Annotated in this window: 14 protein-coding genes; 7 read left to right on the top strand and 7 right to left on the bottom strand. The window is 64.4% G+C overall.

From position 1 onward, the window contains the following. Nucleotides 1–100: 100 nt before the first annotated feature. Nucleotides 101–814: a 7-cyano-7-deazaguanine synthase QueC gene (queC, locus tag WI560_RS15790; RefSeq protein WP_375308730.1), complete on the top strand. Its 714-nt coding sequence runs from the start codon at nucleotides 101–103 to the stop codon at nucleotides 812–814. A 99-nt stretch (nucleotides 815–913) separates the two neighbouring features. On the opposite strand, the gene WI560_RS15785 is transcribed toward queC, so the two are convergent. Next, nucleotides 914–3247, bottom strand: a complete 2334-nt coding sequence (locus WI560_RS15785; RefSeq protein ID WP_375308729.1) for a TonB-dependent receptor — start codon at nucleotides 3245–3247, stop codon at nucleotides 914–916. Between the two features lie 387 nt (nucleotides 3248–3634). Here WI560_RS15785 and WI560_RS15780 point away from each other — a divergent pair, with 387 nt between their 5' ends. The 3 genes from WI560_RS15780 (at nucleotide 3635) to WI560_RS15770 (ending at nucleotide 6524) form a co-directional block, all read left to right on the top strand. Next, nucleotides 3635–4702 carry an ABC transporter substrate-binding protein gene (locus tag WI560_RS15780; RefSeq protein ID WP_375308728.1) on the top strand — a complete coding sequence of 356 codons (1068 nt, stop codon included), beginning with the start codon at nucleotides 3635–3637 and terminating at the stop codon, nucleotides 4700–4702. Between the two features lie 92 nt (nucleotides 4703–4794). After that, on the top strand, nucleotides 4795–5751 hold the full coding sequence (locus tag WI560_RS15775) for a FecCD family ABC transporter permease (protein WP_375308727.1): 957 nt from the start codon (nucleotides 4795–4797) through the stop codon (nucleotides 5749–5751). Continuing rightward, on the top strand, nucleotides 5748–6524 hold the full coding sequence (locus WI560_RS15770; RefSeq protein WP_375308726.1) for an ABC transporter ATP-binding protein: 777 nt from the start codon (nucleotides 5748–5750) through the stop codon (nucleotides 6522–6524). Before WI560_RS15775 ends, WI560_RS15770 begins: the two co-directional genes overlap by 4 nt. 2 nt (nucleotides 6525–6526) lie before the next feature. Here the strand turns inward: WI560_RS15770 and WI560_RS15765 are convergent, their stop codons facing one another. The 6 genes from WI560_RS15765 to nthA all read right to left on the bottom strand — a co-directional run bounded on the left by WI560_RS15765 (nucleotide 6527) and on the right by nthA (nucleotide 10158). Beyond that, entirely contained in the window at nucleotides 6527–7177 is a 651-nt protein-coding gene (locus WI560_RS15765; RefSeq protein WP_375308725.1) for a hypothetical protein, read from the bottom strand. Then, entirely contained in the window at nucleotides 7174–7776 is a 603-nt protein-coding gene (locus WI560_RS15760) for a hypothetical protein (RefSeq protein ID WP_375308724.1), read from the bottom strand. Before WI560_RS15760 ends, WI560_RS15765 begins: the two co-directional genes overlap by 4 nt. 3 nt (nucleotides 7777–7779) lie before the next feature. Continuing rightward, complete coding sequence (locus WI560_RS15755) at nucleotides 7780–8271, bottom strand: hypothetical protein (RefSeq protein WP_375308723.1); 492 nt, start codon at nucleotides 8269–8271, stop codon at nucleotides 7780–7782. A 224-nt stretch (nucleotides 8272–8495) separates the two neighbouring features. Further along, nucleotides 8496–8873: a nitrile hydratase accessory protein gene (locus WI560_RS15750; RefSeq protein ID WP_375308722.1), complete on the bottom strand. Its 378-nt coding sequence runs from the start codon at nucleotides 8871–8873 to the stop codon at nucleotides 8496–8498. Beyond that, entirely contained in the window at nucleotides 8873–9532 is a 660-nt protein-coding gene (nthB, locus tag WI560_RS15745; protein WP_375308721.1) for a nitrile hydratase subunit beta, read from the bottom strand. Before nthB ends, WI560_RS15750 begins: the two co-directional genes overlap by 1 nt. Continuing rightward, a complete protein-coding gene (gene nthA, locus WI560_RS15740) occupies nucleotides 9529–10158 on the bottom strand; it encodes a nitrile hydratase subunit alpha (protein WP_375308720.1) in 630 nt (209 codons plus the stop codon). The genes nthB and nthA overlap by 4 nt, the downstream gene beginning before the upstream one ends. A 121-nt stretch (nucleotides 10159–10279) precedes the next feature. On the opposite strand from nthA, the gene WI560_RS15735 reads away from it, so the two are divergent. The 3 genes from WI560_RS15735 (at nucleotide 10280) to WI560_RS15725 (ending at nucleotide 15029) form a co-directional block, all read left to right on the top strand. Further along, nucleotides 10280–11086 (top strand): enoyl-CoA hydratase/isomerase family protein, encoded by an 807-nt coding sequence (locus WI560_RS15735; RefSeq protein WP_028136488.1) that lies wholly within the window; start codon nucleotides 10280–10282, stop codon nucleotides 11084–11086. Between the two features lie 201 nt (nucleotides 11087–11287). Continuing rightward, nucleotides 11288–12352: a hypothetical protein gene (locus WI560_RS15730; protein ID WP_375308719.1), complete on the top strand. Its 1065-nt coding sequence runs from the start codon at nucleotides 11288–11290 to the stop codon at nucleotides 12350–12352. 382 nt (nucleotides 12353–12734) lie between these two features. Continuing rightward, entirely contained in the window at nucleotides 12735–15029 is a 2295-nt protein-coding gene (locus tag WI560_RS15725) for a TonB-dependent siderophore receptor (RefSeq protein WP_375308718.1), read from the top strand. The last annotated feature ends 75 nt before the right edge of the window (nucleotides 15030–15104 follow it).

Raw genomic sequence — 15104 nt, 5'->3', positions numbered from 1 at the left:
AGAGCGAGCATGTGGCGGCAAATGAATGATGCTTGGCGGTACGGACGCCGTTGCGTGATCGTGCATTGATGGCGTCAACGAACTGGACTACCTGAGGCCCATGAGTGACGCATTCTCATCAGAGACCGCCTTGGTGCTGTTTTCCGGCGGCCAGGATTCCACCACCTGCCTTGCCTGGGCGCTCAGCCGCTTCTCGCGTGTCGAGACGCTGGGCTTCGACTACGGCCAGCGCCACGCCATCGAGCTCGCCTGCCGCGAGCGGCTGTTCGACGGCGTGAAGGCGTTGCGCACGGATTGGGCCGCAAAGCTCGGCGACAGCCATACTCTGTCGATCCCGACACTGGCAGCGGTGTCGGAGACCGCGCTGACGCGCGACGTCGAGATCGCAATGGGCGCCGACGGCCTGCCGAACACCTTCGTGCCCGGGCGCAACCTGGTGTTCCTGACGTTCGCGGCGGCGCTGGCCTACCGGCGCGGCATCACCCACATCGTCGGCGGCATGTGCGAGACGGACTATTCCGGCTATCCCGATTGCCGCGACGAAACCATCCGCGCCATGCAGAGGGCGCTCTCGCTCGGCATGGCCAGGACGTTCGAGCTCCATACGCCCTTGATGTGGATCGACAAGGCCGCGACCTGGCAGCTGGCGCAGGATCTCGGCGGCGAGGGGCTGGTCGATCTGATCCGCGAGCACTCGCACACCTGCTATCTCGGGATGCGCGGCGCGCAGCACGACTGGGGCTATGGCTGCGGCGAGTGTCCGGCGTGCAGCCTGCGGGCAAAGGGGTGGCGGGAGTTCGTGGCGGGCAGATGATGCCGCTCAAGCGCGACGAGATCGAGTCCCATCGCGCTTCTGGTTGTGGTCGGCGCATGACCTTTCCGGAAAACCCTGCGCACCTTCCCAGATCTCGCCTTAGAAGGTGTGCTGCAGTTTCACCGAGACGTTCCGGCCGGTCTCCACCAGGGGATTTGTGAAGCTCCGGGGATAGGAGCGATTCACGAACGTCGATGCGTCGACATAGGCCGTGTTGAAGATGTTCTCCAAGCCGAGGATCAGCTTGGTGTCGCCCAGTTGCGGCGATACCAGCTTGCCGAGTTGAAGCGTCGCATAGAGCTTGGGGATGGCGTAGCCCGAGGTCGTATATTCCTGCGCCGGATCGATCCGGGTCTTGCTGGCGGCCCAATCGATCACGCCGAGGATCGAATAGGCGCCGCTCGCGTCCGCATATTGTATCCCCACCCGCCCGCGATACGGCGCGAGAAAAGGCAGCGGCTTGTCGGTCACCGTATTGGTCCCGCGCAGCTGGGCGAAACTCGTGAACAGGTTGACGGCCGGCGTGATCTGCCAGCGCGCCTCCAGCTCGACGCCGGTCACCTCGGCCTTGCCGACGTTCTGTGACTGGGTGTATCCGCCGACACCGTTGAGCGTCACCGCGGTCGTTTGCAGGAAATTCTCGTAATGCGTATCGAATGCCGTGACCTTGAGCTCCGCATTGGTCGTATGAAAGCGTGCGCCTCCTTCGTAGGTCACCCCGCTCTCGGGCTTCAGGTTCGGATTCGGAAGCTGAGTGGCCGTCACCGCGAACAGCTCGGAGTTCGTCGGCTGGCGGAATGAGGTCGCCACGTTGCCGAGCAGGTCGACGTTGGGCAGGACGGCGTAGACAAAGCCAAGGCTGCCGGTCGGAGCCGTCTGATCGACGTCGGTGTTGCGTGCATAGACGGCCCGGACATTTGCCGGAATGGTCGATGCGAGCGGCGAAGTGTCAGTGGTCGTGTTGAACCAGTCGAAGCGGCCGCCCGCCGAAAGGGTCAGCGGTTGAATCGGCTTCCATTCGTGCAGGACGAAGGCACCGATATTGGATTGTGTCGTGTCCGGACCTTGATTGGTGTACGGCGAGAAGACATCGCTGATCACGGCCCCGGTCGTTCCGTTGCGGGTGATTGTCTCGGAGGTCGACTCGCTGCCCGGCCGCGCTTCCCGGAAGCCGTCAAGGCCGAGCGTCGTCTTGGTTGCTCCCCAGGGACCGAGCCAGGGAATTTCGGCCAGCGAGCGTCCCCCGATCACCAAGGGGCCGATGACGTGGCTGGTGGATTTGACGGTTCTGGTGGCAATGCCCGCGGCGTTAATCGTATTGTTGATGGTCGAAAGCTTCGTGTCGAAATAGTTGACGTAGAAGGAGGTCTCGACGTGCTTCACGAGGCCGTCGAGCTCGCCGGTATAGGCGATGCGCGCCGAATGTACCTGGTTGGGATCCTGTCGCACCTGCAGATAAGGCGCGCCCGGCGCTCCTCCGACGCCGCCGGCGCGGCCGTCGACCTCGCTGTAGGAGCGCAGGGAAAGCTCCAGTCTTTGTCCGATGTCGGGCGAGTAGCCGAGCTTGATGTTGCCGCCGACGCTCTGATAGTCGCTGTTCGGCACCCTCCCGAGCGGGGATTGATAGTCGCCGCCCCAGCGTCCGGCAAAGCCGCCGATGAAATCGAAGCCCTGTCCGGCGCCCTTGATCCAGTCGTAGGTGTTGAACGAATTGGCCGCGCTGCCGTAGCCGGTTGACCAGCCGCCGCCCGTGAATCGGAACGGCCCCGACGTATCGCCGGTATAGGATCTGGTGACGACGTTGACCAATCCGGTCAGCGCCTCGCTTCCATAGACGACGGAGCCCGGACCGCGGATCACTTCCACGCGCTCGATTTCGTCGGGCGCAAGATAATTGAGCTGCAGCGTATTGCGGCCACGAAAGCGATCGCCGTCGATGAACATCGGCGAACGGAAGCTGTTCGACGAGAACCCGCGCAAATAGATTTGGCCGCCGATGCCGCCGGAGCGCGCGATCGAGACTCCCGGGACGGAGGCAAGAACATCGAGAAGACCGGTTGGCGAAGTCGCCTCGATCTGCGCGCGATCAACGACCGTGATGCTCTGCTCCGCCAGATGGGGAATTCCCGGCTGCGGCAGCCTGCCGCCCATTGGCTTGAGGGAATCGCTGTTGGTGCCTTCAGGGGCCGTTGCGCCGGCTTGCCGGCCTTGCGCTGGCTGCACGGCCGTGGATTGAGCCTGTCGCGTCGCGCGAGCCGTGCTCTGACGTACAGCGCGACGCGGCTTCGCCGGTTTTCCTGCCTCCACGGTCACCGCCGGCAGCACGGATTGCTGTGATGAACCATTCGCGGTCTGGGCTTCGGCAATCACGCTCGAAGCCGTGGTCACCGCACAAGCGAGCCCGACGCTCAGTTTGAAGGTCGATACGAACATCGAACTCCCTTTGGAGACAAGCACGGTTCTCAGCAACATCGACGACACCCCTCAGCATTCACTCAGCCGCGCGGTCATTATCGTGTCGCAATCGCCTGAGCCATGGTCCGCAGGCGAGTTTCGAGCGATTCAAATTGTGCCGCTTGCGGGCGCTATCGCGCGGTCGATACACGCGATCTGATCATGCATCGTCGCGATCGATCGTAACGATGCGCTTCTTTTGAACGATTCCAGGTCCAGGGCGCCGCACTTGCAATCCTCGACGCATATTTTGCTTTGGCGTTTTCTTCCGCGGCACTATGTAGCCATGTCGGCGGCGCCACTCACATCATCATTGGCGCCCGAGGTCTTTGATTGATGTTGTTGTCGTTGCGCCGGGGGAGACCATTGCAGGGCTTAGGGGCCATCCCCGCAATTGCGCTCGCCTTGCTCGGCGCGGCGCATGCGATGGATGTGACGGACCAGCGCAACCGCAAGCTTTCGTTCGACCGGCTGCCGGAGCGCCTGGTCGTCATCCCGATCCCCGCGCCCTCGACCTTCATGACGATCGATGGCAGCGACCGGAAGATCGTCGGCATGAACGAATACGCCGCACGTGCCATGCACGAGGGCATTGCCGCGAAGCTGTTTCCTGGCTTCAAGCAGATTCAGACCGGCGTGACGACCGGGGGAGACGCATCGAACTTCGCGCCGAACGTCGAGGCGATCCTCGCATTGCGCCCGGATGCAATTTTCCAATGGGCCAACAACAACGACGTCATCGGACCATTGGACCGGACCGGGATCCCCGTGGTCGGAATGCGTGTGGGCTCGTTCGAGAACTACGTCGAGTACGTGAAGTTGATGGGGAAGATCGCGGGCAGGGAAGACCGCGCCGGCCAATTGCTCGCCAAACAGGAAGAGGTCCGGCAGTCGCTGGCGTCGCGGTTCGCCAATCTGTCGTCGACGCAGCGGCCGCGCGTGGCCTATTTCAACCGCGCCATGAACGTGCTGCGCATCAGTGGTCAGGGAACGGCGCAGGATCTGACCATTCAGCTGGCCGGCGGCCAGAACGCGGTCGGCAGCGCGGCCTCGATCAGCACAGTGACGATCGAACAGATCCTGGCGTGGAATCCGCAGGTCGTCCTGCTCGGAAACTTCGATGCGGCGATGCCGTCCGATCTCTACCGCGATCCGCGCTGGCAGGGCATCGATGCGGTTCGGACGCGCCGCGTCTATCGCGTTCCGCTCGGCGGCTATCGCTGGGATCCGCCAAGTCACGAATCTGCGCTTGGCTGGCTCTGGCTGGCGGGCCTGCTGCATCCCGAACTTGCACAGGTGAACATTCGTACCTCGGTGAGGGACTGGTTCGGCTTCCTCTATGACTACAAGCCGACGGACGAGGAAATCGACCGCATCCTGTTTCTGCGGGAAAATGCCGGCTCGGCCGGCTACGACGCGTATCGGGCTCATTGATGGGAAGCGCCATCTCACGCCCGGCTCCACGGACAGGTGAACGATCCTATGCCCTGTATTACGTTGCGCTTGCCGCGGGCTTGATACTCGTCTTGCTGTGGTCGGTCGCATCGGGACGATATCAGGTCCCCTTCGGCACGGTGCTGTCGATCATCCTGTCCCATCTCGTCGCCGTCAAAGCGACGTGGACGGCCACCGAAGCCGTGGTCGTCGAAACGGTGAGGCTGCCGCGCGTGCTCACCGCCGCCGTCGCCGGCGCCGGTCTGTCGCTCTGCGGCGCGGTGCTCCAGGCGATCTTCCGCAACCCGCTGGTCGGACCGCAGACCATCGGCGCATCCTCCGGCGCTGCCCTTGGCGGCGTCACCGTCATCTACCTCGTCGGGTTCGGACCGCTGGTTCAGATCGGCGCATTCGGAGGCGCTGCCCTTGCGCTCGTGGCGGTGCTTGCGTTCCATCGTAGCGACAATCTCTCGCCGATCCTCACGCTCGTTCTTGCGGGCGTGGTCGTCAGCGCGTTCTGCAGCGCTCTGGTCGGACACGTGACCTATCTGGCCGATCCCGAGACGACGTTGCAGGTGATCGTGTTCTGGCTGCTGGGCAGCTTTGCGTCCTCGACCTGGCCGCAATTAGGCCTGGTCGCGATCTGCACCACGTTTGCGGCCGTCGTTCTCGTCGGCATGCGGTGGCGCGTGAACGTGCTTTCGCTTGGTGATGACGAGGCCCGAACGCTCGGCGTCAATCCGGCGCGCGACCGGTTGATCCTTCTTGCGGCCGCGTGCCTTGCGATCTCGTCCCAGGTTGCGGTGAGTGGGACCATCGGCTGGGTCGGTCTCATCATCCCCAACCTGGCGCGCATGATGGTCGGGGCAGACAACCGCCGGATCCTACCGGTGTCGACGTTCCTCGGCGCCATCTTCCTGGTTGCGGCGGACACGCTCGCGCGATCGCTGACACCGGCGGAAATTCCGGTCGGAATCATCACGGCGCTGGTCGGCACGCCGATCTTCGCGTTGCTGCTTCGGCGCACGACGAAGAGCGGGGCAGCATGATCCGCATCGAGAATGCAGGCCACAGCTACGGATTCCGACATTGGCTCTTTCGTGGCCTGTCGGCGACCTTTCCCGCGGGCAGGATCGCCGCCATCCTCGGGCCCAATGGCTGCGGCAAGACGACCCTGCTGCGGGCGATCGGCGGGACGCTGACGCTCAAGGAAGGAATTGTCGAGATCGACGGTCACGTCGGTTTCGTTCCGCAGGCGCTGACGGCGGATCAGTCCTACAACGCCGTCGACATGGTGCTACTGGGCCGGAGCCGCTATCTCGGCAGGTTCAGCTCGCCGGGCCGCGCGGACCGGGACCGCGCCTATGCGTGCCTCGAGGAAGTCGGCCTCGCGGCGCTCGCGCAGCAGCGTTATGACCGGCTCAGCGGCGGGCAGCGGCAGCTCGTGCTGCTGGCCCGCGCGCTGGCCAGCGACTGCAAGGTCCTGGTGCTGGACGAGCCGGCCTCGGCGCTCGACATCGCCAATCAGGGCGTCGTTCTTCGTCTGCTCGTGCGCCTCGCGAGCTCCCTTGGCTTGACGGTGCTATTCACGACGCATCATCCCGACCACGCGATCGGCATCGCCGACACGACGCTGTTGATGCAGCGGGATGCCACTCACATCGCAGGCCGCACCGAGATGGTCCTGACCGAAAGCAATCTCGCCCGGATGTACGGCGTGCCGGTTCGCCGCGTGGATGTCCATGCGGGCGGCGAGACGGCATCGGCGATCGTACCGTTGCACGGCCTGCCGGGCAAAGCGCCGGATCTGGCGGCGCGTTGAGATCAGACGTCGTCGGGATCGGCCCGGGTTGCGGCCTTTTCCCTGGCCCAGGGCAGAAAGCCGTCGAGCAGCTTCGTGGCTGCGGGCATGAAGTTGCTGCCATGATGGTAGAACGGATCGAGCGTCGAGACGAGCATGCGGCCGGGCAGGGTGACGCGATCCTCGTAGAGCAGCGCTCCGCCGCTGTCGCGGCCCTCGGGATCGGCGGGAACGTCGATCAGGGCGCGAGCGCCGGCGGGCGGGGTCAGCACGCCGTGGAAGTGCCATATCGTGTTTTCGAACGGCACCGCCCGAAACAGCTCGTGATCGGGTGCGAGCAGGCGGTTCGGCGGCCGGGCGTCCTTGTCCAGCCACCACCAGAAGTTCGTCGGTCGTGCCGCCCACGTCACGCCGGGCAACCACGTGTCAGCACGATTTTCGCCGAACACGACCAGCGTGCGCCCGGCTTTCGCAAAATCGATCAGGACGTCGCGCTTGGCGCAGAGAACGTTCGGGTTGATGCGATCCGGGACGATCAGGAATGTGACACCGGCCAAGGCATCGGTCGTGAGCTCCGGGGCATAGATGGCCTTGTCGAACAGCTCTCGATAGCGCTGGCCGTAAATTGCCGCGTGATGGTAGAACGTGCCGCCGTCGAGGATCGCCAGGCTCATTGAACGTCTCGCCCCGCGGCGACCCATTGCATGATCCGGGGCGCCAGCTGCTTGTCTTCGCCGCCGAAGCTCCAGAGGTCGTTTCCCCCGTGGAAAAGCACGTGGCCGCGGCCGACAGGATAGATGAAGTCGAGCGGCAGGTTCGGCTTGCCGAGCGCGTGGATGACTTGCGCGTCCGGCGGCGCCTCGTGCCAGACCCTCCCATAGAACCCGGACACGCCGCGACGGAAGGTCAGATCATGCGGATCAATGCCGTGCCAGATCGGATGCTCGGCGAGGCGCAGCACCGTGATGTCGCCCAGCTTGTAATTGTCGATGGTGTGAAAGCCCGCCATGCGCGGAAGGTAGGAATAGGCGTAGTGACCGTTGGCGACGACGACGCCGCCGCGAACGAGGTATTCCTCGATCTGGGAAGCGCGGGTCGCCAGGAAACGCTGATCGCTGTGCATGCTCACGAACAGGACGCTGAAATCATTCAGGTCGATCTCGGGCAGCGAATAGATGTCGCGCAGCAGAATTTGGGGCTCGGTCGTGGCGCCGGCCAGGGCGCGCAGCGATCCGTCGTCATAGCCGAAGCTGAGAGCAAGTCCCGGCTTCATGGGTCAATTCGCACGCATCGTGAAGAGAGTGTCCGGCTCCTTGGCCAGGACGTCCTCGGCAACGGAGCGCTTCAATGCGCTCAGCTCACGCTCTTGTGCCGCGGTTCTGTCCTTGGCGAACACCAGCTCGAAAAAGCGCTCGGGCAAAACGCCCGGCCGCAACGCCAGCTCGGCGGTGCGCTGACCCAGCGTAATTCGAAAGCTGTAGGAAATGTCGTGGCCCGGTGCAAATCGCGCTCCGGGCAGCGACCGGTCGACCACATAGGCGCCGCGGGTCACGGCACGGGTTACGGCCTCGAACGCGTCCCGCACACCGGGGCCCGGGTGTCCGCTCACGATGCTGATGTCGCGTCGTGCCGGCATCGCCGCGGGCGACAGCAGGGCGAACGCCGCCCGCTGCGCCTGGAACACGATCGCAGCCATGGCGAGCGCGGATTGGCCATGATAGGCGGCCACCATCGGAAAGCCGATCTCGATCGGCTCCTCCTCGGCCATGATGGTGATGGTAGATCCTTCTCGGATTGACGCGCTCACAGATCCCCGCACCACAAATGGCTGTCAGCCGCACCGGTTATCGCGCGCGTCTGCCCGGGGTCAACAGGCCTAGGTTAGATTCAGTCAAAGCGCGGGCAGGCGAAGCAGCATTGGTGAGCCGCGCGATTGTGCTGCCCGCAGGCGGGAGCGGGGGCGGCAATCGGCTCAAGCAAGATCATTCCACGCTAGCCGAAATCCTCAGGCTGCAGCAGGATCGGCTTGCCATGCGGGGTGCGGTCGGCGGCGCGGTCCCAGGCATCGCGATAGCGGTGCAGCGTGTCCGTCGAGGCGACGCCCTTGCTGGCCACCAGGCCTTCCAGCGTGGCGAGCCAGTGCAGGTAATAGGTCTCGCCCGTATCAGGATCGCCCGCGGCCTGCGCCCGCTTGATCTCCGAGGCCAGGGCCGCTGCCCATTCCGGCCAGGTGAACACGCCGCGCTGGTGCAGCGTCAGGGCCATCGCGAACGCATGCGCCTCCCAGGGCGCGCGGAACACCGGCCCGTCATCGTCGCGCGGAATGCTCGGAATGGCCGCCGTCGCGGCAGCGGCAAGTGCGCTGCTCATCACGCCGGATCCAGATAGGACTCGAAGGCGTCGATCGAGACCTTCAGGGTCGGATCGCCGTCCTCGCCCCAGAGATCGCGGCCTTCGAACACGACCGTGTAGAGCCATTGCGGATGCTCGCCGAGCTCCATCGCCGCCGTATCCGGAAACACGTGGCAGCCGTGGTTGAGCTCGACGATTCCGACATGGCCGCGGACATAGCGCGGCAGCCGCGTGTGCGTCTTGGGGTGGATGTTCTTGGCACGCACGCGATCACCGATCTTGAACCTAGCAGGCGCGGGCGCCGGGCGGTCGAACTTGCCGCGCACCATGATGCGCTCGACCTGGCCAAGATCGAACTTGCCGTGCTTGAGCGCCTTTGCGGGCTGCATCGCGTGGCCGGCTTCGACCTCCTCCCTGGTGAGGTAGCCCTTCTCGATCAGCATCTCCTCGAGACCGAGGAACCATTTCTTGTAATAGGAGCTCGCGAGGTAGACATGCGGCGGCAGCGTCTCGCGATAGTAACGCGAGGTGTCGATGTTGAAGGCGCCGGCCGCGCCCATCGCGCGCACCATCGCGAGCACACGGGATTCCCATTCCTCGTGGAACATCGGCTCGTTCGGTTCGGGCTCGACCTTGCCGAACCCGTCCATCCCGCCCATGTCGTGCACGCCGTTCATGACGGCGCTCCCGGCGTCCTGGGAAAGCCTGTGCCGATCATGGAGTCGCGGGTGACGAGCTCGGCGAGTTGCTCCTCGCTCCACCCCTCCGTGCCCGCCGGGCGCATCGGCAGCACCAGGAAGCGGGTCTCGGCGGTGGAATCCCACACCCGGATTTCAATGTCCTTCGGCAGGGTGACGCCGAAATCGGCGAGCACGCCGCGCGGGTCCTTCACCGCGCGCGAGCGGTAGGGCGCGGCCTTGTACCAGACCGGCGGCAGACCCAGCATTTCCCAGGGGTAGCAGGAGCATAGCGTGCAGACGACCATGTTGTGGCGCTCGGGCGTGTTCTCGACAACGACGAGATGGTCGCCGACGCGGCTGACATGGCCGAGCGTGCCGATCGCCTTGGAGCCGTCCTCCAGCAGGGCCTTCTTGAAGGCCGGATCGGTCCAGGCCTTGGCGACGACGCGTGCGCCGTTATGCGGGCCGATCTTGGTCTCGTAGGCCTGGATGATGGCGTCGAGCGCGGCAGGCTCGACATAGCCCTTTTCCGTCAGGATGGTCTCGAGCGCGCGCACGCGCAGCTCGGTCTCCGACAGCTCGGAATGGTCGTGATCGTGATGATGGTCGTGATCGTGGCTCATGGCGCCAAAGATAGGCGCAATGGCCCGGGCCTGTCGAGTATGCCGGACAGCGCGACTGGGTCCCATGTTCGTGAGGCCGGATGTAGGCTAGGGTCGCCGCAAAGCTGATTGGGAGATGCTGGTGACCGACTATGTGAAGATCGAAAAGGGCCTCGGGCCGGAGGGACGGATCGCAGTGGTGCGTTTCGACCGGGGCGACGGCATCAACGCACTCTCCCCGGAGGCGCTGCGCCAGCTCACGGCGGCGGCGCGCAGCTTCGAAGACGATGCGGCGACTTCGGTCGTGGTTCTGACCGGCAGCACCAGCGCCTTCAGCGCCGGCTTCGACTTGAAGGACGACGAGGGCCGCTCGCGCAAGGAGATGGATCTCGGCACGCTGCGCCGGCACCTCAAGCTCGGGCCGCGCCTGACGCACGCCTGGCAGGAGATGGAGCAGATCACGATCGCGGCGATCGAGGGCTTTTGCGTCGGCGGCGGCGTCGCGCTGGCTGTGGCGCTCGATTTCCGCGTGATGGGACACGACGCGCATCTGCGCGTGCCCGAGATCGGGCTCGGCATGAACATGAGCTGGCAGAGCATCCCGCGCATGCTGCATCTGATCGGACCCGCCCGCACCAAGCAGGCGGTGATCCTGGCCGACCAGCGCATCTCGGCGGACGAGGCCTATGAATGGGGCCTGGTGGAACAGGTGACCGATCCCGGCCATGCCTTCGATGCCGCCATGGAACTCGCCCGCAAGGTCGCCGCGCAGCCACCGCTCTCGGTTGCGATGACGAAGCTCACCGTCAACCGGCTCGCGCATGCGCTGGACGATCTCGCCAGCCACATGGATGTCGACCAGTTCGCGCTCGCCAGCTTCAGCGAGGATCACAAGGAGGGCGTCGAGGCGTTCCTGGGCCGTCGCAAGCCGCGCTTCAAGGGGCGATAGCTCAGCTCGTCCAGAGCGCCGGCGACTATCTGGCGCGCCGCGGCAGTATGGTCGACGCCGGTGGAGGTAAAATCCGCCGGATCGAACGACGCTGTTCGTTCTCGCGCCGGGCATTGATCGAAATCAACGAAAAATTGTGTGCGTCTCGCGATGCTCGTCTATCCGAGGCGCGCGTAGCGCGCCTCTTTTGGGGAGGCGCAGATGGCACGAACGACGGCCTACTTCACGACCACCGATGAAGATCGCGACGTTTATCACAATCAGGATGATTGCCCGACCGGCTCGAAGATTCTCGCGAAGAACAGGAGCAGCGGTGACATCGGCAGCCGGTCGCTCTGTGCGCAGTGCGCCAAGCACGGTTACGGCCACTATGACAATTGGCTGTCCGAACAAGAGGCGCAGGGCGAAGCGGCGTGCAAGAAGGAGGCCGAAGCGCTGCAGAAGCTCACCGCCAAGCGCGATGCTGCCCGCGCGCGGGAGGACGCCTATGGACACTTGGAGACGCAGTTTGACGAGATCGCAAACGAGCGCAAGGCTCTGGAGAGCAACAAGAACCGCACCGCAGAGGAGAATGAAAAGCTCGCATCACTCAAAGTTCAATACAACGATCTCTATCAGAAGCTCCAGTCGATGGCTGCGCAGCACAAGACCGACAGCGACGACCTCGTGCGTCTCGAGGGTGGCAAGACGGACGAAAGCGGCAAGCTGGATGAAGGCCAGATCAAGAGGCGCAAGGCGGCGTTGGAGAAACTCGAGAGCAACAAGGCGCGCTACGGGGAGGCTGCGGCCCGACTCGCGGCGGCCCACGCGGCCGCCGTTGCGGGACGGAGTGACCCCGAGAAGGTGGAGCTGATTGCCGACGTCGTCATGAACGAAGCCAGGGGAGAGGACCCCTACATCAAGAAGTGCCTCGCTTACGCCTACCTCAATTTGACAAAAGGTGACCTGCGGCCTCCACGAGGAGCCGAGATCAGCGATTTCACCCGGAGCGAGAAGCGCTTCGATGATCCCAAAGAAAGCGATCAGGTCAAGTACATCAGGAGCGTGGCCGAGAGTCTGGAGGCCGTTCGCGCGCGTCTGGATGAACCGAAGAGCGATCCGACCCACGGTGCCAACCACTGGGCCAGCCCGAAGAACCTGAGCAAGAAGAGGCGCGCTGAGTACGAGAGCAAGACCGGCGAATATGAGTGGCTCAATCGCGCCGTCAAGATTCCGATGAAAGACATTCCGGAAGAGACTTTCACGTTCTGGAAGACCGACGATTGAGAGAACGCCGCCGGTTCCTGAGCGTGCCGCCAACCAGAGCTTGGCGTATTGAAGCTGGAGCCGGGGTCGTTGCCACGAGGCTGGCGGAGCAGGGCGTCGAAGCGCCAGACGGCGGTGCGCCGGGTCATGATAAAGGATTCGTTCTCCGCGTCCGCCTTCGATGTTCCTGGTGCTCGCGCCTCGTCGGTCGAGCACCGTCGTCTAGAAAGATTCCAAATTTGCGCGCCTCTCGCCGCGGCTGAGCGCATTCACCGCAGGTGCTGCGCACAGGTCTGGAGAAATTCTAACCGCGTTCCTATCGCACTCCGAAACCGCCTGAGCTAGGGCGGAATATCAAGAACGATACCGGCAAAGCCGGCAGTGCGTGGGGGCTTCGAACGACGTGACCGACTTCCAATCTTCTTCGCGTGGCAACACGCGTTCTCGCCAGATCCAGATTCTCTGCCTCGGAGCGGTCAGCACGCTCTGTCTCGCCATTCCCGTCGGGTCCGCGGAGGCCCAGACCCAGATTCCGGCCGTCACCGTCGATGCGCCGGCTCAGCGGGCCCGTCCCGCGGCGATCGCTTCGTCGCGAAGGGCGGCGACGCGGACCTCGCGCGCCAATCGCCGGTCTCCCGCGCAGCAGGCCGCACCAACCCAGTCGGCAGCAGCGAACGGTGCAACGGGCGAGCGCGCCAATGGTCCGGTACGCGGTTTCGTTGCGACGCGCAGCGGCACCGCCACCAAGACGGATATTCCGCTGATCGAAACGCCGCAGTCGGTCTCCGTGATCACCACCGACCAGGTCAGGAATCAGGGCGCGGTCTCGATCGGCGAGGCGCTGCGCTACACGGCGGGCGTCAGCGGCGACGTCAATGGCGGTTCCGACACCCGCTTCGGCGCGCTCCAGATTCGCGGCTTCGACACCACCATGTCCGGCCTTTACATCGACGGCCTGCGGATTCCCTCGAGCAATTACGTGCACTTCAACGGCCTCGATCCCTACGGCGCCGAGCGCCTGGAAGTGCTGAAGGGGCCGTCCTCGGCGATGTATGGCGGCAGCGGCACCGGCGGCATCCTCAATTACGTGACGAAACTGCCGACCGCACAGCAGTTCGGCGAGGCCTCGATCTCCGGCGGCAGCTTCAACCGCTACCAGGGCCAGTTCGACATGGGCGGCCCCGCCAACAAGGAGGGCACCGTGCTGTGGCGCCTGACCGGCGTCATCCGCGACGGCGAGACTCAGGTCGACTTCACCAAGGACAACCGCGTCTTCATCGCGCCCGCGGTCACGTTCAAGCCGAACGAGGACACGACGATCACCCTGCTCGCCAATTTTCAGCGCGACCGGGCAGGGTGGGGCCTTCAGTTCCTGCCGGCCTCGGGCACGGTCTGGCCGAACAACGGCCGCACCATCCCGGTCTCGTTCTTTGCGGGCGTGCCGAGCTTCGATGCGTTCAACACCGAGATCGCGACCGCAGGCTATCAGCTGTCGCACAATTTCACCGACAACATCACGTTCCGGCAGAACCTGCGCTACGCCTATCAGCACAACGAGGAGAAGGTCTTCTACGGCACCGGATACACCAACGAAGCGGCGGGACAGCTCGGGCGATTCGGCAGCTACAGCAACTCGTACATCAACTCCTTCGCGGTGGACAATCAGCTCCAGGGCAAGTTCCTCACCGGCATCTTCAGCCACAATACCCTGGTCGGGCTCGACTATCGCAACACCACGTTCCGCGACACCGCCTTTGCCGTCACGACCTCGTCGCCGGAGATCAACGTCTTCAACCCGGTCTACAGCTACGACTGGACCATGGGCGGGATGTACGACAACAAGGGCGTCAAGCAGTCGCAGCTCGGCCTCTATGCGCAGGATCAGATCAAGCTCGGCCGGCTCTCGTTCCTGCTCGCAGGTCGCGAGGACTTCGTGACGACCCAGGTCGATACCGATGTATTCACCCCGTCGTCGGTCACGAAGGATGCCTCGGCCTTCACCGGCCGTGCCGCCGTCATGTACAATTTCGACAGCGGCATCGCGCCCTATTTCAGCTATTCGGAATCGTTCCTGCCGGTGCTGGCGACCAATGCCGCGGGACAGATGCTCAATCCCGAGACCGGCGTGCAGTACGAGGTCGGCGTCAAGTACCAGCCGCTCGGCTGGAACGCGCTGTTCACCTTCGCCGCCTTCGACCTGATGCGCGACAACGTCGGCGTCTACGTGCCTACAACCACGTATTACGAACAGATCGGGCAGGTGAAATCGCGTGGCATCGAGCTCGAAGGCTCGATGTCGCTCGCCGACGGCTGGAACTTGCGGGCCGCCTATGCCTATGTCGATGCCGTCGTCACGCAGGATCCGGTCAATGTCGGCAAGGCGCCGATCCCCGTGCCGCTCAACCGCGCTTCGTTGTGGAGCGACTACACGCTCCAGAACGGGCTGCTGGCGGGCTTGCAGTTCGGCGGCGGCATCCGCTACGTCGGCGCCACCTGGGGCGATGAGGCCAACACGTTCAAGGTGGGATCGGCCACGGTGCTGGACGCGCTGCTTGCCTATACCAGGGACAATTGGCGTCTGTCGGTGAACGTCACCAACCTTGCGGATACGCGTTATGTCGCCGCCTGCTACGGCCTGTCGGGCTGCATGTACGCCGAAGGACGGAAAGCCATCGGCAAGCTGACCTACCGCTGGTGAGTTCAGATGCGGATGGTCCGGCGTACGAGCCGGACCATCCGGTGCCGCCCATGCGGCGGAAGGGGCCGGCGGCCC

It is taken from the genome of Bradyrhizobium sp. A11, from assembly GCF_042077125.1.
Lineage (GTDB): Bacteria > Pseudomonadota > Alphaproteobacteria > Rhizobiales > Xanthobacteraceae > Bradyrhizobium > Bradyrhizobium japonicum_B.
The sequence above is the reverse complement of the archived record's forward strand: the minus strand, read 5'-3'. Positions and strand labels throughout refer to the sequence as shown.